The organism is Enterobacter sp. JBIWA003 (genome assembly GCF_019968825.1).
In the GTDB taxonomy this organism is placed as follows: Bacteria; Pseudomonadota; Gammaproteobacteria; order Enterobacterales; family Enterobacteriaceae; genus Enterobacter; species Enterobacter quasiroggenkampii.
This window is the reverse complement of sequence record NZ_CP074172.1, coordinates 17,851-40,629: the sequence shown is the minus strand read 5'-3', so window position 1 is coordinate 40,629 and position 22,779 is coordinate 17,851. Positions and strand designations below refer to the sequence as shown.

Here is a 22,779-nt window from a genome sequence, read left to right as displayed (position 1 = left end):
TAACCTCACGTGGTGTCAGTTGTGTTGTCATTATGATGATTGTCCTCAAGGTTGTCATCCAGGATTCGTGCTTCCCGCTCTGCCGGATGGGTTGAGGCATGAACCGCCTGTAACGCCCGCACCGACACCTGCGTGTATATCTGCGTCGATTCCACGCTGACATGGCCCAGCATCGCCTGTATCCACCGCAGATCTGCGCCGTTTTCCAGCATCTGGGTCGCCATCGCGTGCCGGAACAGGTGACAGCTTCCCTGCGCAACCAGCCCGGAGGCTCTCATATGGTGGCTGACGATGTTAGTGATCCCGTTGGGCGTCAGCCCCTCCACACCATCAAGGGCCACGAACAGCGCCTTACAGTGCGGGTTAACCAGTAACTGTGGCCGGACGTGGTGCAGGTAACGCTGCACCCACCACAGCGCACGCTCGCCCACCGGCACCACCCTGTCCTGCTTTCCCTTGCCCTGAACGATGGTCAGGATGCGGCGGTTTGCATCCACGCTGAACACCTCAAGCCCTGCGGCTTCGCTGCGCCGTATGCCCGTTGACCACAGCACCTCCATCAGCGCACGGTCACGGATGCCGCCGGGCGTGCTCAGGTCAGGCAGCGCCAGCACCTGCTCCACCTCGTCCACGCTCAGGATATAGCGCGGCAGGCGTTTTTCCAGCCTCGGCAGCTCAAGGTCGGCCGCCGGGTTCGCCAGTATCAGGTTCTGCTGCGTCATCCAGCGGAACCACACCTGGATGGGCTGCACCGCCGTGCGCTGGGTCCGGGTGGTCAGCGGCTCGCCGTTGCGCTTGCGGTACTGGTACAGGTGGCGCTGGTAGCGTTCCAGCACCGGACGCGTCACCTCTGCCGGATGGTGCAGCCCGCGCTCTGCCGCCCACTGGACGAACCGGTAGCTGTGGTGCGTCTGCACCTTCAGCGTCGTCTCTGACCAGTTGCGCTCCCGCCGCCACGCCACGAACCGCAGCAGCAGCGCGTACAGGCTCTTCGGGTCTGAGGCCGGGCCGACAGGCTGACGGTACACGTCATCGACCGTCAGCAGACTGCCACGCCGTTTTCGGTTAGCCATGCGTTACCGCCGCTGCGAAGGCGCTGTTGTGGTGATTATCGCTGTGATGATGGGGGGCAGTAGTGTGATGCGGCGCTTGCGGGTTATCACTCTTTACTGCGTTTTCGTTCAGCCCGTCCGGTTGTGGCTCCGGGCCTTGCACCGTGAGGCCTGGAGCTGTCTGCTCTGTACCAGACAACGGGCAGACCTGACCCTGACCTGAACCAGACCTTACGCCATCAGAGGCAGACTTGCGCTCGCTGCCCTCTGTTTTTGAGGCCGCGTTTATCAGCTCGCCCACATCCGGCAGACCGCACAGGTGCGGGGCCTGTGTGTTGTCGCCGTCCCACAGCAGCTCGTAGTGCAGCAGGTGGCCCCGACTCCCGCCGTGCAGCAGCAGGTATTCCATTTCCACCAGGCGCACACAGTGGTTTTTAAGCTGGCTGTCGCTCCACCCGGTACTGGCCCGGATATCACGGCGGGTGAAGCGAACCTCGCCCGGCAGACACTGCTGACGACCCGCCATCTCCCTGACCATCGCCTGTATCAGCAACAGCAGTTTGCGCGTCTGTGGCGGCATTTCATCCAGCGTCCGGCCCAGCACCTCGTGCGCCAGCCGGGTTGCCAGCGCGATATCGGCTTTTGTCACCTCGGTATACTCGATGACCTGCCCGCGATGGGTCGCACGTTTCACCTCCCGCTGGTACTGGTGCAGCAGCGCCACCGCCTGTATCAGCGTCAGGTATTTCATATGGTCGCGCCGGGTGCGGGTTTTGTCGCTGAGGAACGTTAACTGGTGCGCATACGGGTTCACTACTTTCAGCGGCCGCAGCAGCCGCTGGGCGTTCTGATGCAGGGTCGTCAGGTACTGTTTCTCACTCTGCGCCAGCAGACCCTCCAGCGTCTGCCCGTGGCGCTGCATCGCGTGTATCGCCTGCGTCTGCTCCCGGCTCTCGTTCACCGTCAGCACCAGGCAGCGGTTCAGCAGCTCTTCGTCCACGTCGATGGCCGTGGTCGTCAGCATCAGCATCACCGGACCCTGAACGCTGTATTCCCGCGTCACCAGTTCGCCGCTCTGCTCGTTCTTCCCCGTGCTGGCGATGGTCAGCGACCCGTCTGACTGCAGCAGCTTCAGCGCATACGCCGCCTGCCGCACACCTTCTTCCTCGGCGATGGCCAGTATCTTGTGTTGCAGCGAGGTTTCACCCAGGTAGTACAGGCTCTGGCCCGTCATCGCGCTGTACTGCACCCGTTCTTCATCCGGCATCAGCCCCAGCACCGCATCCATCAGCGAAGACTTCCCCGCCGCCGACGAGGACTGGATAAGTACTGCCAGCGGTTTATCCAGCTTGCGCGATACCGCCGCAAGATACCCGGTCAGCAGATTGGTGGACTCACCCACCACACCGCAGGCCGCCAGGTCATCGGTGATACGCGCCGCAAGGTCCGGGGATTTCAGGAGTGCCAGCGCCGCCGCTTCATCGTCAGCGTTCATCGTGATGGCGGTCCTGTTGTCGGTGGCTTCAGACTGTCGCGCCTCGTCCTGTTTCTGCTCCAGCAACAGCAGCAGGCGGCCGCATTCGCGTTTGATAACCGATTGCTCACAGGCCAGCTCTGTTGCCGCCGTGCTGACGTAGTTCTGCCGGCTCCGGGCATGGTACATATCCAGGCTGTCCACATGGACCGCCCCGCTCAGGCTGTCGCGCACCTGCACGTTAACTTTCATCACCTCCGGCTGACGCTGTTTCTGCCAGCCACGTACCCGCCACACGCGCGGACCGCAGGTCAGCAGCAGGTCACCGGACGCGCTCACCTCGTGCGCCACAGTGCCTGTCGTGCTCGCTGACGGTGCGGAGGCCGGGACGGCTAAGGAAGGGCCGTTGTCCGGTGTCCCTGCCACCTCTGACGATGGCGGGGATTCATGGCTGAACACCACGCCGGGGCCACTGCCCTGCCCCAGCCACTTCGCCTGCTGCAGGGCCAGACCCAGCGCCGACTCCGGGCTGCCGCTTTTCAGCGCATATTCATTCGCATCCATCCCCGCCGGGAACGGCACCCGCCACGCCTCCAGCCCACATGCCAGCAGTTCAGTTGCCACACGCTCTGCGCCACGGTCGCCCGCCTCGTCACGGTCATACGCGATAAGCACCCGCTTCACGCCGTGGTAGCGCAGGGCCGTCAGGTGGTCGGGGGTGAAGCCGTTCACCCCGTAAGCCGTGGTGACGTTGCGCAGCCCGGCACACCAGAAGGTCATCGCGTCGATCAGGGATTCACACAGGATGATGTCTGAGGAACCCCGCATCGCCGCTTCGTTCCATACGCCACACAGCGGCGACGGCAGATACAGGTGACGCGAAGATCCTTTCTTGATCTGGTTATCGGCCATTGTTCGCCGTCCGTACACTTGCAGCATTCTGCCACGGTGCGCCACGATGGCAGATTCAGACCATCCCTCTACAGGCATTGTCACGCAGCCACGGAAGTGATCCTGTCGGGTCTGCTCACGCAACACACCCAGCGCGGCCAGACGTTCCCGCAGACGACGGCCCTCTTTGCTCGTCGTTGAAGGCAACAGCCCCGTATCGCCGCTGATACCGTGCGTACCCGCGAACCCCAGCCGGAAGTGACTCACCAGTTCGGGATGCGTCAGGCCACGGTGCGCCAGCCATGCCTGCGCTTCCGGGCTGTCCAGCAGATTGCGGTGATAGAAGTCCGTTACCTGACGCAACAGTGCCTGACCGTCCACGTCCAGATCGACGAGCAGCTGACGCGCTGGCGTCGCTTTTGGCTCCACAGACGGGACAGCTAAGGAAGAAGCGTTACCGTCAGTCCCCGCCAGCCGGGCTTTCAGGAACGCCACCGCCTCCCGAAGCCCCTGCCCGGTGGTGCTCATCTGCCAGTCGATAACCGAGCCTTTGGCCCCGCAGCCGAAGCAGTGGTACAGCCCCTTTGCCGGGGTGATCACGCAGGACGGCGTTTTCTCGTCATGGAACGGGCACAGGCAGACGTAGCTGTCTGCCCCATGTTTTTTCAGCTTATGGCCCTGCGACTGGGCCAGTGTGAGCAACGAGACGTGGCGTTTCAGCTCATCCAGTTCATGCACCGGGATGCGGGCCATAAGCGTACTCCTGTAAAATGCGTCAAGATATATACAATATACTTTTACAGTACACTATAATATACTTACGTCAAGTCAGCTCAACAGGAGGGGTTAGTATCATGGGTAACATTCATCACTGGTTTACTACCATGAGCTTTTCCCAACGCATCGTTGCACTGCGTAAGCAGCGAGGATTGACACAGCAGGGACTGTCCGATGCCACAGGCATTCATGTCCAGCAGATAAAGCGCTATGAAGCTGGTAGCTCTTTACCTACTGCTGACGCCCTCAAGAAGCTGGCGATTGTTTTACATGTCACCTCTGATTTTCTCCTGTTTGAGCCGGGGGAACGTGAGCCAGAAGATGACATGAAGCTTCGGTTTGAAGCCGTTGCGGCAATGTCTGATGAAGACAGGGAGATCGCCAAAGCGGTACTGGATGCAATGATTGTAAAGAGTCAGGTCACGCAAGCTGTTGCCAGAGTAGGCAAAGCGACAGTTAAAAAGATCTGAAGACCGACAGTTAATAAAAAAATAACTATGCGCGATCAGTGCATGGTTTGGGGAGCCTTTTTTTATTTTTAATACAGTAATAAAAACAATACGTTTAAACCTTCTGCATCAGTATGATCCTTCCGCTGTTTATCCCTCCCCTGCTACATCTGATATCCAATAATAAAAACGACGAACACTGACAGATTTTAATCTGGCGGTGTGAAGCGTTGGACAACGAGCAACGCGAGGCGTCAGGGAAATTTAAAGGATTCCCCTTTGGCGTGCAGCTGTATACAGTCTGTAACGTGTCTCTGTCAGATAATGTAACGAAAAACCATATCAGGGAACTTTCGTTAAGTTGCATTAAATTTCATTACTGCCTTTTATTATTTCCATGAGTTACACCAAATAGCGCTGAGTTGATTTAAGCCTCGCAATGGAAAATTTATCAACTGCAGATTCACGCTGTCATTATCCTGAAGTATAAATAACACCTTACTGTAAAATTATTATTTAAAGGATTTTTGAGATTTATTTATACGAATATTATTCACCTTTTTCGTAGAGTCGGATTAGAGTCGTCAATAATATTTATGGGATTCACTGTCTAAAAAATGACGACTCTACTCCCTGTAAAAATCAGAGTGCACTCTAGAGTACACTCTACTTAAAGCCTTGCTACATGTGGGCATACTCTAATCAGACTCCAGAGTGTACTCTAATCAGAGTCTATGTAGAGTCGTCGGCGACTCTGTTTCATTATCCGGCGTTAAAATTACCATAACATTTTCCAGATAACCATTTGAATTTAAACAATAATCATGCAAGATGCAATCTTGCGACGGGTGTGGGGATTTTGAGGTGAGAAGCAGGCTATTGTGAAATAGCCTGCCGGGATGGGTTCAGGTATTACCGGGAGAAGGTAATTTTAATTATATTATTATTTTCATTCACCTACAGGCAAACCACCTCAAACTGTTCAACATAACACCATAAATTATGTCTGGCATCATTCGGAGATCACTGCAAAGATTTTGGTTGGCAGTTTTCAGTTTTTTTTACTGCTCTGACGCTCTTGCAGCCTTGCTTTTATCCACAAGCCTAATCCAAGAGTAAAACCTATAGCTACTCCTTTTTCTAGCGAGATAAAAACGGTCTCTTTCCAGTCAAATAAAAATGAACCGATTTTGAGAAAAACAAAAACAGTCGCTAGTAAACGACCTAAAAAGACTATTATTATAAAGATGAAAATATTACACCCAACAAATATTAAAAACTGAGTTAGATTATTTTTTCTCATCTTGCTTACCTGCTTGATCAAGCAACTCTTTTGTTCCATTACCGAATACTTCGCTTATAGCAGAACCACCAACCGTACCAGTTAAATCTGCTGTAGTATCTTTAACGATACCAGCTGCTTTATCAGTAATTACTTTACCTGCAGCGCCACCGACCACACTCCCGAAGCCAGCCCCAATAACCGAATTCGTCGGGTCTTCTCCTTTAATCCCACTCCCTATTGCAGCACCACCCATATTGATAGGGGTCGAGACGATAATACCTTTTCCTGTTGTCGCTGCTGCTGTTACGCCAGCCATTATCGCATCCACATAACTGAAGGGGTCTTTTCCTGCAAACTGAGCGGCAGAGTTAACTCCAACACCAATTGCGGCATTAGCTGCCATACCTTTCACTGTAAGTCCCAGCACGCTGCCTCCGAACATTACAGGCGCATCACCAATACTGGCGTTGGATTTATGATAACCCCAGGTGTTCATGATGCTCTGGGCTTTAGACATGGCTTCGGAGTCAGGATCTCGTTTCATGTAATCCTGACCAGAGAGCAGACCTGTAACCAGTTGCTGTGCTACCGCTGGCCCGTAAGTATTTTCCATTTCAGAGGCATAAACACGCAGATACCCGGCCAGTTCAGCACGCTCTGTGCTGGTCATTTCTGAAGGATCTTTGGTGAATTTGGATACCAGAGCATCACTGCGTTTATCGGCATTTTCTAATTTCAGCAGGTCATTAGCCGCTTCCAGTGATTTATCGCCGTTCCTGATTTTCTCAATGGCTTTGTCGAGTTTGTCTGAGGATGTGGCACCGAGGAAGTTATTCTCAACAACAACTCGTTCCGGTACACATTGCTGCGATGAACACGTTTTTTCCCTCTCCTTTCCGTGAGTTACAGCCGCTTTTGCCTGCTGTACTTCCTGCCCGCCGACTTTTTGCCCCGACGCGCCTTTTTCGCCCGAACACGCTACCGCCCCGGTGAAGATCACCAGGCACAGTAACAGGCTCATCAGACGTGTCAGCTTTTTTGGCATACAGCATCATAACCCATCTTTGTTTTAATGAGTTATGCCGTTTTTATTTTCTGTTCAGGGAGTTAGCGGGATTATACGGGTATAGATGGGATAAGGCCGGAGAGGCCTCTGCGGACCTCAGCTCTGGCTGTATTGTCCGGCTATTTTGCGGGAGGTGTGAAGTACACGCAGGATGCGCACACGAGCGCTTTCTGCCACATACACGATGATGAACGGGAAGTGCGGCACCACCAGTTTACGCTGCTTCTCTGAGCGTCCGGCTTTCACCCCGGCAAGCGGGTTTTCCGCAAGGATAGCCGCCATGCCTGCCAGCCGTTCATCGGCTGCGATGGCGACCAGTGCGCCGGCTTCCCGATTCAGGTACAGGAAGATGTTTTCTCTGTCAGTCTGTGCGCGTTTTTCCCATTCAACCCTGACCGTCACAGCGTACCCCGCGTGGCCTGTTGTTTCAGCGCCTTCATTCGCTTTTCCATTTCATCGTTGCTGATGTACTCGCCTTCACCTGCATCATGGCGGCTGAACGCCTGGGCTATCTGTGTTTCCAGCCAGCCTTCATGCTCGCTGCTCTGATGGCGACGTTCTTCTGCGGCCAGCTCTTCGGCCCGCTGGCGCATCAGCTCTGTAAGGCTCATCTGCTGGCGCTCTGCGGCCTGCATCGCCAGGCGTTTGGTTTCTTCGTCGATTCGGAAGTGGATAGTGCTGCTCATCGCCATAACCTCACGTGGTGTCAGTTGTGTTGTCATTATGATGATTGTCCTCAAGGTTGTCATCCAGGATTCGTGCTTCCCGCTCTGCCGGATGGGTTGAGGCATGAACCGCCTGTAACGCCCGCACCGACACCTGCGTGTATATCTGCGTCGATTCCACGCTGACATGGCCCAGCATCGCCTGTATCCACCGCAGATCTGCGCCGTTTTCCAGCATCTGGGTCGCCATCGCGTGCCGGAACAGGTGACAGCTTCCCTGCGCAACCAGCCCGGAGGCTCTCATATGGTGGCTGACGATGTTAGTGATCCCGTTGGGCGTCAGCCCCTCCACACCATCAAGGGCCACGAACAGCGCCTTACAGTGCGGGTTAACCAGTAACTGTGGCCGGACGTGGTGCAGGTAACGCTGCACCCACCACAGCGCACGCTCGCCCACCGGCACCACCCTGTCCTGCTTTCCCTTGCCCTGAACGATGGTCAGGATGCGGCGGTTTGCATCCACGCTGAACACCTCAAGCCCTGCGGCTTCGCTGCGCCGTATGCCCGTTGACCACAGCACCTCCATCAGCGCACGGTCACGGATGCCGCCGGGCGTGCTCAGGTCAGGCAGCGCCAGCACCTGCTCCACCTCGTCCACGCTCAGGATATAGCGCGGCAGGCGTTTTTCCAGCCTCGGCAGCTCAAGGTCGGCCGCCGGGTTCGCCAGTATCAGGTTCTGCTGCGTCATCCAGCGGAACCACACCTGGATGGGCTGCACCGCCGTGCGCTGGGTCCGGGTGGTCAGCGGCTCGCCGTTGCGCTTGCGGTACTGGTACAGGTGGCGCTGGTAGCGTTCCAGCACCGGACGCGTCACCTCTGCCGGATGGTGCAGCCCGCGCTCTGCCGCCCACTGGACGAACCGGTAGCTGTGGTGCGTCTGCACCTTCAGCGTCGTCTCTGACCAGTTGCGCTCCCGCCGCCACGCCACGAACCGCAGCAGCAGCGCGTACAGGCTCTTCGGGTCTGAGGCCGGGCCGACAGGCTGACGGTACACGTCATCGACCGTCAGCAGACTGCCACGCCGTTTTCGGTTAGCCATGCGTTACCGCCGCTGCGAAGGCGCTGTTGTGGTGATTATCGCTGTGATGATGGGGGGCAGTAGTGTGATGCGGCGCTTGCGGGTTATCACTCTTTACTGCGTTTTCGTTCAGCCCGTCCGGTTGTGGCTCCGGGCCTTGCACCGTGAGGCCTGGAGCTGTCTGCTCTGTACCAGACAACGGGCAGACCTGACCCTGACCTGAACCAGACCTTACGCCATCAGAGGCAGACTTGCGCTCGCTGCCCTCTGTTTTTGAGGCCGCGTTTATCAGCTCGCCCACATCCGGCAGACCGCACAGGTGCGGGGCCTGTGTGTTGTCGCCGTCCCACAGCAGCTCGTAGTGCAGCAGGTGGCCCCGACTCCCGCCGTGCAGCAGCAGGTATTCCATTTCCACCAGGCGCACACAGTGGTTTTTAAGCTGGCTGTCGCTCCACCCGGTACTGGCCCGGATATCACGGCGGGTGAAGCGAACCTCGCCCGGCAGACACTGCTGACGACCCGCCATCTCCCTGACCATCGCCTGTATCAGCAACAGCAGTTTGCGCGTCTGTGGCGGCATTTCATCCAGCGTCCGGCCCAGCACCTCGTGCGCCAGCCGGGTTGCCAGCGCGATATCGGCTTTTGTCACCTCGGTATACTCGATGACCTGCCCGCGATGGGTCGCACGTTTCACCTCCCGCTGGTACTGGTGCAGCAGCGCCACCGCCTGTATCAGCGTCAGGTATTTCATATGGTCGCGCCGGGTGCGGGTTTTGTCGCTGAGGAACGTTAACTGGTGCGCATACGGGTTCACTACTTTCAGCGGCCGCAGCAGCCGCTGGGCGTTCTGATGCAGGGTCGTCAGGTACTGTTTCTCACTCTGCGCCAGCAGACCCTCCAGCGTCTGCCCGTGGCGCTGCATCGCGTGTATCGCCTGCGTCTGCTCCCGGCTCTCGTTCACCGTCAGCACCAGGCAGCGGTTCAGCAGCTCTTCGTCCACGTCGATGGCCGTGGTCGTCAGCATCAGCATCACCGGACCCTGAACGCTGTATTCCCGCGTCACCAGTTCGCCGCTCTGCTCGTTCTTCCCCGTGCTGGCGATGGTCAGCGACCCGTCTGACTGCAGCAGCTTCAGCGCATACGCCGCCTGCCGCACACCTTCTTCCTCGGCGATGGCCAGTATCTTGTGTTGCAGCGAGGTTTCACCCAGGTAGTACAGGCTCTGGCCCGTCATCGCGCTGTACTGCACCCGTTCTTCATCCGGCATCAGCCCCAGCACCGCATCCATCAGCGAAGACTTCCCCGCCGCCGACGAGGACTGGATAAGTACTGCCAGCGGTTTATCCAGCTTGCGCGATACCGCCGCAAGATACCCGGTCAGCAGATTGGTGGACTCACCCACCACACCGCAGGCCGCCAGGTCATCGGTGATACGCGCCGCAAGGTCCGGGGATTTCAGGAGTGCCAGCGCCGCCGCTTCATCGTCAGCGTTCATCGTGATGGCGGTCCTGTTGTCGGTGGCTTCAGACTGTCGCGCCTCGTCCTGTTTCTGCTCCAGCAACAGCAGCAGGCGGCCGCATTCGCGTTTGATAACCGATTGCTCACAGGCCAGCTCTGTTGCCGCCGTGCTGACGTAGTTCTGCCGGCTCCGGGCATGGTACATATCCAGGCTGTCCACATGGACCGCCCCGCTCAGGCTGTCGCGCACCTGCACGTTAACTTTCATCACCTCCGGCTGACGCTGTTTCTGCCAGCCACGTACCCGCCACACGCGCGGACCGCAGGTCAGCAGCAGGTCACCGGACGCGCTCACCTCGTGCGCCACAGTGCCTGTCGTGCTCGCTGACGGTGCGGAGGCCGGGACGGCTAAGGAAGGGCCGTTGTCCGGTGTCCCTGCCACCTCTGACGATGGCGGGGATTCATGGCTGAACACCACGCCGGGGCCACTGCCCTGCCCCAGCCACTTCGCCTGCTGCAGGGCCAGACCCAGCGCCGACTCCGGGCTGCCGCTTTTCAGCGCATATTCATTCGCATCCATCCCCGCCGGGAACGGCACCCGCCACGCCTCCAGCCCACATGCCAGCAGTTCAGTTGCCACACGCTCTGCGCCACGGTCGCCCGCCTCGTCACGGTCATACGCGATAAGCACCCGCTTCACGCCGTGGTAGCGCAGGGCCGTCAGGTGGTCGGGGGTGAAGCCGTTCACCCCGTAAGCCGTGGTGACGTTGCGCAGCCCGGCACACCAGAAGGTCATCGCGTCGATCAGGGATTCACACAGGATGATGTCTGAGGAACCCCGCATCGCCGCTTCGTTCCATACGCCACACAGCGGCGACGGCAGATACAGGTGACGCGAAGATCCTTTCTTGATCTGGTTATCGGCCATTGTTCGCCGTCCGTACACTTGCAGCATTCTGCCACGGTGCGCCACGATGGCAGATTCAGACCATCCCTCTACAGGCATTGTCACGCAGCCACGGAAGTGATCCTGTCGGGTCTGCTCACGCAACACACCCAGCGCGGCCAGACGTTCCCGCAGACGACGGCCCTCTTTGCTCGTCGTTGAAGGCAACAGCCCCGTATCGCCGCTGATACCGTGCGTACCCGCGAACCCCAGCCGGAAGTGACTCACCAGTTCGGGATGCGTCAGGCCACGGTGCGCCAGCCATGCCTGCGCTTCCGGGCTGTCCAGCAGATTGCGGTGATAGAAGTCCGTTACCTGACGCAACAGTGCCTGACCGTCCACGTCCAGATCGACGAGCAGCTGACGCGCTGGCGTCGCTTTTGGCTCCACAGACGGGACAGCTAAGGAAGAAGCGTTACCGTCAGTCCCCGCCAGCCGGGCTTTCAGGAACGCCACCGCCTCCCGAAGCCCCTGCCCGGTGGTGCTCATCTGCCAGTCGATAACCGAGCCTTTGGCCCCGCAGCCGAAGCAGTGGTACAGCCCCTTTGCCGGGGTGATCACGCAGGACGGCGTTTTCTCGTCATGGAACGGGCACAGGCAGACGTAGCTGTCTGCCCCATGTTTTTTCAGCTTATGGCCCTGCGACTGGGCCAGTGTGAGCAACGAGACGTGGCGTTTCAGCTCATCCAGTTCATGCACCGGGATGCGGGCCATAAGCGTACTCCTGTAAAATGCGTCAAGATATATACAATATACTTTTACAGTACACTATAATATACTTACGTCAAGTCAGCTCAACAGGAGGGGTTAGTATCATGGGTAACATTCATCACTGGTTTACTACCATGAGCTTTTCCCAACGCATCGTTGCACTGCGTAAGCAGCGAGGATTGACACAGCAGGGACTGTCCGATGCCACAGGCATTCATGTCCAGCAGATAAAGCGCTATGAAGCTGGTAGCTCTTTACCTACTGCTGACGCCCTCAAGAAGCTGGCGATTGTTTTACATGTCACCTCTGATTTTCTCCTGTTTGAGCCGGGGGAACGTGAGCCAGAAGATGACATGAAGCTTCGGTTTGAAGCCGTTGCGGCAATGTCTGATGAAGACAGGGAGATCGCCAAAGCGGTACTGGATGCAATGATTGTAAAGAGTCAGGTCACGCAAGCTGTTGCCAGAGTAGGCAAAGCGACAGTTAAAAAGATCTGAAGACCGACAGTTAATAAAAAAATAACTATGCGCGATCAGTGCATGGTTTGGGGAGCCTTTTTTTATTTTTAATACAGTAATAAAAACAATACGTTTAAACCTTCTGCATCAGTATGATCCTTCCGCTGTTTATCCCTCCCCTGCTACATCTGATATCCAATAATAAAAACGACGAACACTGACAGATTTTAATCTGGCGGTGTGAAGCGTTGGACAACGAGCAACGCGAGGCGTCAGGGAAATTTAAAGGATTCCCCTTTGGCGTGCAGCTGTATACAGTCTGTAACGTGTCTCTGTCAGATAATGTAACGAAAAACCATATCAGGGAACTTTCGTTAAGTTGCATTAAATTTCATTACTGCCTTTTATTATTTCCATGAGTTACACCAAATAGCGCTGAGTTGATTTAAGCCTCGCAATGGAAAATTTATCAACTGCAGATTCACGCTGTCATTATCCTGAAGTATAAATAACACCTTACTGTAAAATTATTATTTAAAGGATTTTTGAGATTTATTTATACGAATATTATTCACCTTTTTCGTAGAGTCGGATTAGAGTCGTCAATAATATTTATGGGATTCACTGTCTAAAAAATGACGACTCTACTCCCTGTAAAAATCAGAGTGCACTCTAGAGTACACTCTACTTAAAGCCTTGCTACATGTGGGCATACTCTAATCAGACTCCAGAGTGTACTCTAATCAGAGTCTATGTAGAGTCGTCGGCGACTCTGTTTCATTATCCGGCGTTAAAATTACCATAACATTTTCCAGATAACCATTTGAATTTAAACAATAATCATGCAAGATGCAATCTTGCGACGGGTGTGGGGATTTTGAGGTGAGAAGCAGGCTATTGTGAAATAGCCTGCCGGGATGGGTTCAGGTATTACCGGGAGAAGGTAATTTTAATTATATTATTATTTTCATTCACCTACAGGCAAACCACCTCAAACTGTTCAACATAACACCATAAATTATGTCTGGCATCATTCGGAGATCACTGCAAAGATTTTGGTTGGCAGTTTTCAGTTTTTTTTACTGCTCTGACGCTCTTGCAGCCTTGCTTTTATCCACAAGCCTAATCCAAGAGTAAAACCTATAGCTACTCCTTTTTCTAGCGAGATAAAAACGGTCTCTTTCCAGTCAAATAAAAATGAACCGATTTTGAGAAAAACAAAAACAGTCGCTAGTAAACGACCTAAAAAGACTATTATTATAAAGATGAAAATATTACACCCAACAAATATTAAAAACTGAGTTAGATTATTTTTTCTCATCTTGCTTACCTGCTTGATCAAGCAACTCTTTTGTTCCATTACCGAATACTTCGCTTATAGCAGAACCACCAACCGTACCAGTTAAATCTGCTGTAGTATCTTTAACGATACCAGCTGCTTTATCAGTAATTACTTTACCTGCAGCGCCACCGACCACACTCCCGAAGCCAGCCCCAATAACCGAATTCGTCGGGTCTTCTCCTTTAATCCCACTCCCTATTGCAGCACCACCCATATTGATAGGGGTCGAGACGATAATACCTTTTCCTGTTGTCGCTGCTGCTGTTACGCCAGCCATTATCGCATCCACATAACTGAAGGGGTCTTTTCCTGCAAACTGAGCGGCAGAGTTAACTCCAACACCAATTGCGGCATTAGCTGCCATACCTTTCACTGTAAGTCCCAGCACGCTGCCTCCGAACATTACAGGCGCATCACCAATACTGGCGTTGGATTTATGATAACCCCAGGTGTTCATGATGCTCTGGGCTTTAGACATGGCTTCGGAGTCAGGATCTCGTTTCATGTAATCCTGACCAGAGAGCAGACCTGTAACCAGTTGCTGTGCTACCGCTGGCCCGTAAGTATTTTCCATTTCAGAGGCATAAACACGCAGATACCCGGCCAGTTCAGCACGCTCTGTGCTGGTCATTTCTGAAGGATCTTTGGTGAATTTGGATACCAGAGCATCACTGCGTTTATCGGCATTTTCTAATTTCAGCAGGTCATTAGCCGCTTCCAGTGATTTATCGCCGTTCCTGATTTTCTCAATGGCTTTGTCGAGTTTGTCTGAGGATGTGGCACCGAGGAAGTTATTCTCAACAGCGTTCTTACCCGCCAGTGCCCCCGCAACAACATTAGCACTGCTATCACCCACTACGCCACCAACCAGTCCTGCCGCCAGGGTACCCAGCGCACTGATGGTCTGACGTTGTTCTTCCGTCAAGTCGTTGCGGTCGATACCGGGGTACATCTGTTGGGCGATAAATTCCCCCATCACTGCGCCGCTGGCTCCAGCCAATGCACTGTTGCCATTGACCGCAGCTGTCACCGCACCGAGAACCGCGTGGGCCATCAGGTTGGCCTCGGTGTTCACTATCTTGCCGTCCGCACTGGTGGTCATATTGTGGATGACTTCCGCCAGATACGGTGCACTGGCTCCCGCCAGGGCTTTAGCCATATCACCGCCTGCAAGCCCCTGAATGGCCGCCGTTGCCGCCTGGATACCTTGCTGTAGTGCACTACCGGTGCCATATTGCTTCATGGCATCTTTATACTCTTTGGTTTCACGAAGTTGCTCAGTTGTCTTGTCCGGGTACTTCTCTTTCGCCGCTTTCAGCCCGTTGATATCCCCCTGCGTCCGGGCAATATCTGCCGCCTGGCTACCGATCTCACCGATCAACTGTGCTTCCCTTAACCGGTTCTGTTCTTTCTCTTTATCAAAGATTTTGTTCAGACCCGGATTCGCATTCTCGACATCACGGCTCAGCCCAGCCACGTCTTGCTTCTGGTTGGCCTGGTCACGAATGGTGATGGTGCCATCACTGACTGCCGACTGGGTTGTTGAACTGGCGCTGCCGCTGCCATTCACCCCGGTCAGGAGACCATTCGCCATATTCCCCGCGAACTGCCCGCCGATGCTACCACCCGAGCTGATACCCACACTCTGATGCTCAACGTCGTACCTGGCCTTGTTCTCGATGTTGCTGAAACCCAGCGTACCGGTATCCAGTTTATTCTTGTCCGCTGTGGCGGTAGAGCCGATAACTGCCCCGTTGAGTTGGGTATGCTCACCCACGGTAATGTCGAAGCCACCTTTTCCGGCGAACACCCCGGTCTGCTCCTGCACCGCATCGTAAGTGGAGTGCATCCTGTCACGGCTCAGATTGACCGAACCACTGGCAGAACCGAAACCGACGCTACCGCCTGCGCTGGCGTTCTGCTGCTTCGAGTCGTAGTTGTCGCTGTCGCGCTCACTGGTTAAGGTCAGGTTGCGGCCCACATCCATCGTCACCTTCTCACCGCTCACCTGTGCTCCTGTGAGGGTGGTGTCGCGGCCGCTGGTGATATTGAGGTTGTTACCGGCGTTCAGCGTGGTCTCGGTATGGGTCAGCATATTGCCGCTTTCCGAACCTTTTCCCTTGTTCACGCTGGCATTCAGCGTCAGGCCGTTCTTGCCCTGGCCGAAGTTCACACCCACACCCACCGAGCCACCCTGGCTTTCGCTCCTGCCATCCACCGTCTGGGTGTTCCGGGCTGAAAGCAGATTGACGTCCCGCGCCGCATTGAGGTTGATATCCTTCCCGGCCTGCAACTGGCTGCCCTGGACATTGATATCGGTGCCGGTCGAGCGGATGTTCAGATTGTTGCCTGCGGTCAGGGTGCTGCCCTGGCTTTGCGATTGCACCGTAGTCTGCTCAGATTTTGACGACTGGCTGCCCCAGGAGAGGTTCAGCCCCACCAGGCTGGTATTTTCATCTCCGGCGTTGTGCACTTCATTCGCCTGCGCCGCCTGTACCCCGCTCAATGCCGCTTTCATCCCCTGCAAGGCAGCGAGACGCCCGTTACTCTCCTTGCTGGCGTCACTGGCGCTCGATACTGCAGAACTCACGGCACTGCCCACCGTACCGGACAGCGCCAGCGTCAGGCCACTTTGCTTCTGCTCCACCACATGCTTCCGGGTGCTCTGATTTTCTGCGGCAAGGACATTAACTTCCTTGCCGGTCAGGTTGATGTCTTTTCCGGCCAGCACATCAGAACCCTGTACCGTCAGGCTATTACCCGCATTCAACGTGACATTCCCCTGGGTGCTGCCCACCGTGCTGCCGACGCTGGTCCGGGATTTGCCATCATCGGTGGTTTTGGTGTCACTGGTGCCGTAGCTGAAGCCAATGCCGCCAGTGCCGGACAGGCCGCTTTTCTTCTCCTGCAGCATATGGGTTTCATCGCGCTGTTCGGTCGCCGCCTGCAGGTTCAGGTTGTTACCGGCGGTTAAATTGACATCCTGCGTAGCCGCCACGCTGCTGCCCGTGACGGTTAAATCACGTCCAGCCTGCATGCTCACCGTGTCGCCGCTCAACTGGCTGCCATTGACAGTCTGCTGGCTAATGGTGTCCCGCGACTCGGTGGTGGTTTTCGAGAGCATGCCGCTGCTGCCGGTCGCCTTGTAATGCTGGTCCAGCGTGTTGGTATCAACGCCATGCTGAATGTTGATATCGTTACCTGCCGCCACACTGAGCTTATCACCGGCAGAGACGTTGCCTGCGGTGATATTCACATCTTGTCCGGCTCCCAGTTGCACGTTACCTGCACCGACGATTTCACTGCCGACCTGCTGGCTGCTGGAGTGGTGCTGCCAGTTGTCGCCCCAGTTGAGGTTGTCTGTGCTGCCGGTAGTCACCGTATTGAGGTTGAGATCACGCCCTGCCGTGATGGAGGTGCTGCCGCCTTCCCCGCTATTCACAATCTGCGCCGCCGTCAGATTCACATCGCGCCCTGCCTGCAATGCCAGCGTACCATCCGGCTGCTGCACATATAGCCCGGCGACGCGATCCAGCGTAGTGCGTGCAAAATCGCCACCGGCGCTCTTGGCGCTGCGGGTGGTGGTGGTGGCGTTGATATCCCGCCCGGCGGTTGCGGTGAGGCTTTGTTGCCCGGCGATCACCCCACCGACATTACTGATGTCGGTCCGCGCCTTCAGCGCGACATCGTTCCCCTGGATCAGGCCGCCCAGGTTGCTGATGTTTTCTGCCAGGATCTGCGTACTTTGCTGGCCGTTGATGCGCCCACTGTTAGTCAGATTGCCGCTCAGGTTCAGGCCGATGGTTTTTCCGGCAAGCAGTGCGCCGCTGCCATCCAGATCCCCTGCCTTGACGGAGGCATACACCTGTGGCACCAGTACCTGACGGGTACTTCCGTCCGGCAGGGGCACGGTCTGCGCCACCATCCAGACGATATCGCCCGTCAGCAAGGCCATCTGTTCAGCGGTGAGCGCCACACCCAGCGTCAGATTGTATTTCTTGCCGAACTCCACCCCGTTGTTCATCAGGGCCTTGTACTGCTCTTCGTCGTTCTGGAAGCCGTCGAGGTAACGGTTACCGCTCAGAGCGATCACCTGTTCACGGATCAGCCGCTGCTCGTAATAGCCATCCCCCAGGCGTTTCAGCACGTTGTTCGGATCGGTGGTGAAGGCGTTCATCATGTAATCCGAGCCCAGCCACTGTTTCTTGTCCGTGAAGCGCGGATCGGTTTCCACCAGATACGGGCTGCTGTCCGGTCGTACCCGGAACAGGCTGTTGTCCGGCAGGCGGGTGTTTGGTCCCACCAGACGCACCACCTTACCGGAGTCCCCGAGGTTCACCTCGAAGGTTTTGCCTGCTGGCAGAGTAATCGCCCCCGGCACCACCGGCAACAGGTTACCTGCGCCCGGCCCGGCAATTGGCGTGGCATTAATGCCCACTGCCCCCTGGATATCGCCATTAATATCGGCCTGCTGCTGGGCATCAATCACCAGATTGCTGCCCTGGCTCTGGGTGTATTCTGCCAGCGTACTCGGTTTCAGGGTGATGGCCTGGATCACCGTCGGTGGTTTATAGGCGGTCACATCGACATTGGAAGAGTCTCCGCCTTTACTCTGATGGCGTGAATAGTAGGTAGCGGTGCCCACATCGTTGATCTGGCGGTTGGCCTCCACCTCGACGTTATTCAGCGATCCGCCCTGGAGCGCCAGTGCCCCACCGGCGATGATCTGGCTCTTGTCATTCAGCACGCTGCCCGCATTGATGCTGAGATTGCCCCCGACCAGGATTTTGGCAGGGTCAGACTCTTTCACCCGATCTTCTGTGATGGTGCGGGTGTAGTCGTAGCGGGTAAAACGGTCTCCGTCGGTGGTGTGGCAGATCACCCCTTCGATACACAGGATATTGACTTCGTCCTTGTAGATATAAATGGTGTAGTCTTTGTCGTTATAGCGCACGCCGTTATTCAGACGCGCCACTTCGTACTCGGAAACGTGCTCCTGGGAAACCAGCACGCTTTCCAGCGAGAAATGGTCATTGATGTTGTTGATTTGCGCGATATTGAGCGCCATATCCCCGGCAGATTCAATAGTGGAACTGTGGTTGTTGAGTACCCCGCCCTGGCCGATGGCCTGATAGCTGCCATCCAGCGCCCCGCCAATCGTCATAAAGCCGTCGCTGTAAATCAGCGCATGGTCGTAGTTGTTGAGGGTGCCGCCCCCCAGATCCAGGCGCTGACGCGCGGCAATCGTCGCCGCCTGGCCGTTCTCCGCCTGGTTGTTCAAGGTTCCCGCCTGGATAGCTAACGCATCGCCATAAATACGGCCACTGCCGATATTGTTGACGGCGGTGCTGTTGAGGCGGGTATAAAAACCGTCAATCAAGCCATAGTTGGTCAGGGTCTGGGTGGCGGTGAGTTGCGTGGTACCTGCGCTGATTTCCGCAGCGGTACTGTTGAACAGGTTGGTGGCGACCAGATCAAGTTTGTTACCCGCCTGGATCAGCGACCGGTTGGTCAGAGTACCCTTGGTGGTCAAGCCCAGGTCATGACCTGCCTGGACTGACCCGGTATTGAAGAAATCCTGCACCAGCGTGAGCGACATGTCCCCCAGCGACAACAGCGAGCCGTCGCCGGTCAGAGAACCACTGGTGAGATTCAGTTGCTGACCCGCTTCCATGGCACCGGCTCTATTGGTGACTTGTTGGGCCAGGGTGTGCAGGCTATTCTGCGCACTCAACAGCCCCGAGGTGTTGTTCAGGCTGCCGCTCAGATTAAGCGTCAGCGCATCATCGACGCGCAATGCACCCTGGCTGTTATCAACATCCTGCGCACTCAGCGTCAGGCTGCCGCCCTGGATGCCATTTTGTGCACCGAGGGTATTCTGGTTGAGAATAGTGGCAGCGTTCAGGGTGACCTTCAGTGCCCCCTGGATCAGCCCGGCCCTGTTGTCGATAACGGACTGAACCGCGTTAAGCGCCATATTACCCAGCGCCTGGATCTGGCCCTGCTGGCTATTGATGTTGCTGGCTGTGAGATCCAGTGTCCCTTTACTGAACAGGTTACCCTGCAGGCTGTTATCGAACGCGGCGGTATTGAGCGCCATCGCCCCGCCGGAAGCCAGCAGCCCATACTGGTTATTCGCATCTGCGGAGGTCAGCGACAGGTCACCCTGCGCACTGAAGGTGCCGTGCTGGTTATCCAGCCCGTCCCCCTGAGTATTCCACTGTAAATTCTGCCCGGACTGCAAGGTACCCCAGGCGTTATTCAGCGCCTGCGTCAGGGCATTGATACTGCCCAGTGCAGCGATCTGGCCCTGTTGGTTATTGACGGCCCCGGAGGTCAGGGTCAGTTGCTGATTACCGATCAGAACACCCTGCTGGTTATCCAGCGCAGCGGTTTTAAGCGTCAGCGAACCCTGGCTGGTGATGCCCCCCTGGTCACCGCTGCGGGTGTTGATGAGGGTCCCCCCCTGGGTGTCAATCGCCAAATCAGCAGCGCTTTGCAGCAAGCCGCCGTCATCGTTCAGGAGCCCGGTGTTAAACAGTGACAGATTACTGAGGGAAGCCAGTTGGCCGCCCCGGTTATCCAGTAAGCCGGTGCGCAGTAACGTATCGCCACCGCCCACCAGTTTGCCCTGACGGTTATCCACTGCACCGCTGGCAAGCGATAGCGCGCCAGTTGCGCCGATCAACCCACCTGCCGAGTTGTCGAGTGTCTGGCCGTGCGTGTTCAGCGTCAGTACCGCACCGGACTGAATGTTCCCCGCCTGGTTGTTGAGAACGCCGCTGCTGAGCGTCAGCCCCTTGTCTGCCAGGATTTTGCCTGCGGCATTATTGAGTGTGCCGGTCCGGGCATTCAGGGTGCTGGCAGCAATCTGGCCGTTGCGGTTGTCGAGGTTGCCGGTCGCAAGCTGCATATCACCTGCGCTGACAATGCCGCCCTGTGCGCCGCTGTTGCGGTTCAGCACCTCGGCTCCGCGACTGTTCAGACTCAGGGTGGAACCCGCCTGCATCAGCCCACCGGTGTTATCCACCGCACCGCTGAGCGAGATCAAACGACCATCGGCGGCAATCAGACCATCGCGGTTGTAGAGCGCACCGTCCAGGGTCAGCGTTACATCGTGCTTGTCGGCAGCAATCAGCTGGCCTTGCTGGTTGTTCAGGGTTCCCGCCGTCAGCGATAACGCACCGTTGGAGAAGATTTCCCCTTCCTGATTGTCGAGCAGGTCGGTAACATTCAGGTTCAACGTGCCGCTGCCGGTCTGAGTCATCTGCCCGCCACGGTGCGACAGGCTACCGGCATTAAGGGTAATATTTCCCGCCTGGGTGGTGGTGTTATCCAGTTGCAGTTGGGTACCGCTGAGCGCCAGACTGCCGTTGGACAGTACCGCGCCCTTATCACCGTTCATCTGTGTAGCCTGAATGATCAGCGCACCGTCACCAGCATGCACAAGGGTGCCTTGCTGGTTGTTGAGATTCGCCGTGTTGAGCGTCAGGTTTTTACTGTTGCTGGCGATAGTACCTGCACGGTTGTTGATGCTGCTGACGTGGGATAGCGTCAGATCCTGCTGCTCGAGCTGCTGCACGGTACCCTGCTGGTTAGACAAGCTATTGGCAGTCAGGGAAAGCTGGTCGGCACTGAGTTTACCGCCGTCGTTATTGAGCATCCCGCCGGTACGTGCAGAGAGTGTTTGTGTGGCCGCCAGATTGGCCCCGGCGGTGCGGATATCACCCACCGTGGCCTGGAGAACGATGTTGTTGCCGTAGGTCTGGCTGCCGCTGAAATCCAGCGCGGTGCCGGTAGCGGACAATTGCCCTGCTGCGGAGTTCTGGCCGTTGGCGTTGAGCTGACCCTGGCTGTTGAGCGTCAGGTTACCGCTGCTACCGAGTTTCCCATTGCTGGCCATCCCTGCTGCCAACACCCCTTGTGCGGTGCTGTTAATGCTGGCTGTGGTAAGTGTGGTGTTGCCCTGTGCGGCCAGAATGCCGCTGTTGGTCAGTGCGCTGCGGCTCTGCACCTGGGTATCTGCCCCGGCGTACAGCTTGCCGCTGTTATTGATATCCCCGGTGGTCGTCACCTGGACGGCCTGAGAAGCGTTAATCGCCCCGCTGTTGGTGAGCATCCCATCCGCATTGACCACCACGTCACCAGCGATGGCATTGAGCGCCCCGGCATTGTGCACGCCCACCCCGGCCTCGGTGCCCAGCAGGCGGATTTTATTGGCGTACATGCCGCCCAGTTGTGACACATCCACCGCCACCTGTGGACGGGGGTCGCCGTCAGCGGTCTTTGCTGCGACAGTTTGATGTGCGGCATCCACCTCGTTGCGCCCGGTGGTCACCGCCAGATCGTTGGCCCACAGCCCGGCATTGATTTTGACCGAACGCGCAATCAGATCGGTATGATCCTGCAGGCTGCTGTCCAGCCCCTTGCCCTGTATGACGATTTCACCGCGTTCGACGTTATAGCCGGTCAGTTGGCCGTTGGTCATCTGCGCCTGACCGGTGGTGAGCGTGGCGCGGTTGGCGTTGATAAAGCCACAGCCGCTACAAGTAATACCTGCCGGGTTGGCGATCACCACCTGCGCTTTCTGCCCGGCCACTTCGATAAAACCGTTCAACTGGCTTGGGTTACTGGCATTGACTTCATTGAGAATGACTTTGGCTTCGCCTTTTGCCAGCCACGGGTTGGCGGTGACCATGCCAGCGATCTGGGTCTGGGTGTTGAGGTGGCTGTTATTGAGCACCACGCCCTTATTATCGATGTCGAACTGACTGTAGACGTTGCGCGAAACGCCCTCTGCGCTTGGCGTCTGGATATTGACCTGTGGCGTGCCGTTGGCACTGCTGATAATGGTCGGCTGCTGGTTACCCGGTGCACTGCCATCGGCCACGATGTTGGCCTGCACCGGCTGTATAGCCCCCAGGGCCAGTAGCACCGCAAAACTCAGTCCATGAACTTTACCTATCATCTGGCTGAGGGTATGACCGGTACCCGACGGCGACGATGCGGCCCCCGCACGGCCAGCCCCGGCGATATCGGGCACCACCATCAGCATGCCACGCGCCTGGTTGAAAATGAGTCGGTATAAATTCTTGTTCACAACAACGTCCCTGCAGAAAATGTGGAA

At 56.5% G+C, this 22,779-nt stretch carries 12 protein-coding genes; 2 read left to right on the top strand and 10 right to left on the bottom strand.

The window, feature by feature from the left end:
- Window positions 1–5 precede the first annotated feature (5 nt).
- The gene (xerC, locus tag KGP25_RS25815; protein WP_223539164.1) at window positions 6–1,073 is read right to left on the bottom strand and encodes a site-specific tyrosine recombinase XerC; all 1,068 of its coding nucleotides are present in this window, start codon (window positions 1,071–1,073) and stop codon (window positions 6–8) included.
- Complete coding sequence (locus KGP25_RS25810) at window positions 1,066–4,170, bottom strand: CHC2 zinc finger domain-containing protein (protein ID WP_223540627.1); 3,105 nt, start codon at window positions 4,168–4,170, stop codon at window positions 1,066–1,068. Before KGP25_RS25810 ends, xerC (KGP25_RS25815) begins: the two co-directional genes overlap by 8 nt.
- A gap of 131 nt (window positions 4,171–4,301) precedes the next feature.
- Here KGP25_RS25810 and KGP25_RS25805 point away from each other — a divergent pair, with 131 nt between their 5' ends.
- Window positions 4,302–4,664: a helix-turn-helix transcriptional regulator gene (locus KGP25_RS25805; protein WP_348984754.1), complete on the top strand. Its 363-nt coding sequence runs from the start codon at window positions 4,302–4,304 to the stop codon at window positions 4,662–4,664.
- A gap of 1,030 nt (window positions 4,665–5,694) precedes the next feature.
- On the opposite strand, the gene KGP25_RS25800 is transcribed toward KGP25_RS25805, so the two are convergent.
- The 6 genes from KGP25_RS25800 to KGP25_RS25775 form a co-directional block, all read right to left on the bottom strand.
- Window positions 5,695–5,946 (bottom strand): hypothetical protein, encoded by a 252-nt coding sequence (locus KGP25_RS25800; RefSeq protein WP_223540625.1) that lies wholly within the window; start codon window positions 5,944–5,946, stop codon window positions 5,695–5,697.
- Window positions 5,933–6,973 (bottom strand): hypothetical protein, encoded by a 1,041-nt coding sequence (locus KGP25_RS25795; RefSeq protein ID WP_223540763.1) that lies wholly within the window; start codon window positions 6,971–6,973, stop codon window positions 5,933–5,935. The genes KGP25_RS25800 and KGP25_RS25795 overlap by 14 nt, the downstream gene beginning before the upstream one ends.
- A 117-nt stretch (window positions 6,974–7,090) precedes the next feature.
- Window positions 7,091–7,396: a type II toxin-antitoxin system RelE/ParE family toxin gene (locus tag KGP25_RS25790; RefSeq protein WP_223540628.1), complete on the bottom strand. Its 306-nt coding sequence runs from the start codon at window positions 7,394–7,396 to the stop codon at window positions 7,091–7,093.
- Window positions 7,393–7,680 carry a damage-inducible protein J gene (locus KGP25_RS25785; RefSeq protein WP_223540710.1) on the bottom strand — a complete coding sequence of 96 codons (288 nt, stop codon included), beginning with the start codon at window positions 7,678–7,680 and terminating at the stop codon, window positions 7,393–7,395. Before KGP25_RS25785 ends, KGP25_RS25790 begins: the two co-directional genes overlap by 4 nt.
- A gap of 10 nt (window positions 7,681–7,690) precedes the next feature.
- Window positions 7,691–8,758: a site-specific tyrosine recombinase XerC gene (gene xerC / locus KGP25_RS25780; RefSeq protein WP_223539164.1), complete on the bottom strand. Its 1,068-nt coding sequence runs from the start codon at window positions 8,756–8,758 to the stop codon at window positions 7,691–7,693.
- Window positions 8,751–11,855 (bottom strand): CHC2 zinc finger domain-containing protein, encoded by a 3,105-nt coding sequence (locus tag KGP25_RS25775; RefSeq protein WP_223540627.1) that lies wholly within the window; start codon window positions 11,853–11,855, stop codon window positions 8,751–8,753. The genes xerC (KGP25_RS25780) and KGP25_RS25775 overlap by 8 nt, the downstream gene beginning before the upstream one ends.
- A gap of 131 nt (window positions 11,856–11,986) precedes the next feature.
- Here KGP25_RS25775 and KGP25_RS25770 point away from each other — a divergent pair, with 131 nt between their 5' ends.
- The gene (locus tag KGP25_RS25770) at window positions 11,987–12,349 is read left to right on the top strand and encodes a helix-turn-helix transcriptional regulator (protein WP_348984754.1); all 363 of its coding nucleotides are present in this window, start codon (window positions 11,987–11,989) and stop codon (window positions 12,347–12,349) included.
- Window positions 12,350–13,379: 1,030 nt separating this feature from the next.
- Here the strand turns inward: KGP25_RS25770 and KGP25_RS25765 are convergent.
- Both KGP25_RS25765 and KGP25_RS25760 read right to left on the bottom strand, forming a co-directional pair.
- Entirely contained in the window at window positions 13,380–13,631 is a 252-nt protein-coding gene (locus KGP25_RS25765; RefSeq protein WP_223540625.1) for a hypothetical protein, read from the bottom strand.
- Window positions 13,618–22,752 (bottom strand): hemagglutinin repeat-containing protein, encoded by a 9,135-nt coding sequence (locus KGP25_RS25760; RefSeq protein WP_223540762.1) that lies wholly within the window; start codon window positions 22,750–22,752, stop codon window positions 13,618–13,620. Before KGP25_RS25760 ends, KGP25_RS25765 begins: the two co-directional genes overlap by 14 nt.
- Between the last annotated feature and the right edge of the window lie 27 nt (window positions 22,753–22,779).

Bases quoted from the DNA above. Each gene is read 5' to 3' on its own strand.
- xerC (WP_223539164.1), bottom strand. From the start codon at position 1,073: ATGGCTAACCGAAAACGGCGTGGCAGTCTGCTGACGGTCGATGACGTG.
- KGP25_RS25810 (WP_223540627.1), bottom strand. From the start codon at position 4,170: ATGGCCCGCATCCCGGTGCATGAACTGGATGAGCTGAAACGCCACGTC.
- KGP25_RS25805 (WP_348984754.1), top strand. From the start codon at position 4,302: ATGAGCTTTTCCCAACGCATCGTTGCACTGCGTAAGCAGCGAGGATTG.
- KGP25_RS25800 (WP_223540625.1), bottom strand. From the start codon at position 5,946: ATGAGAAAAAATAATCTAACTCAGTTTTTAATATTTGTTGGGTGTAAT.
- KGP25_RS25795 (WP_223540763.1), bottom strand. From the start codon at position 6,973: ATGCCAAAAAAGCTGACACGTCTGATGAGCCTGTTACTGTGCCTGGTG.
- KGP25_RS25785 (WP_223540710.1), bottom strand. From the start codon at position 7,680: ATGAGCAGCACTATCCACTTCCGAATCGACGAAGAAACCAAACGCCTG.
- xerC (WP_223539164.1), bottom strand. From the start codon at position 8,758: ATGGCTAACCGAAAACGGCGTGGCAGTCTGCTGACGGTCGATGACGTG.
- KGP25_RS25775 (WP_223540627.1), bottom strand. From the start codon at position 11,855: ATGGCCCGCATCCCGGTGCATGAACTGGATGAGCTGAAACGCCACGTC.
- KGP25_RS25770 (WP_348984754.1), top strand. From the start codon at position 11,987: ATGAGCTTTTCCCAACGCATCGTTGCACTGCGTAAGCAGCGAGGATTG.
- KGP25_RS25765 (WP_223540625.1), bottom strand. From the start codon at position 13,631: ATGAGAAAAAATAATCTAACTCAGTTTTTAATATTTGTTGGGTGTAAT.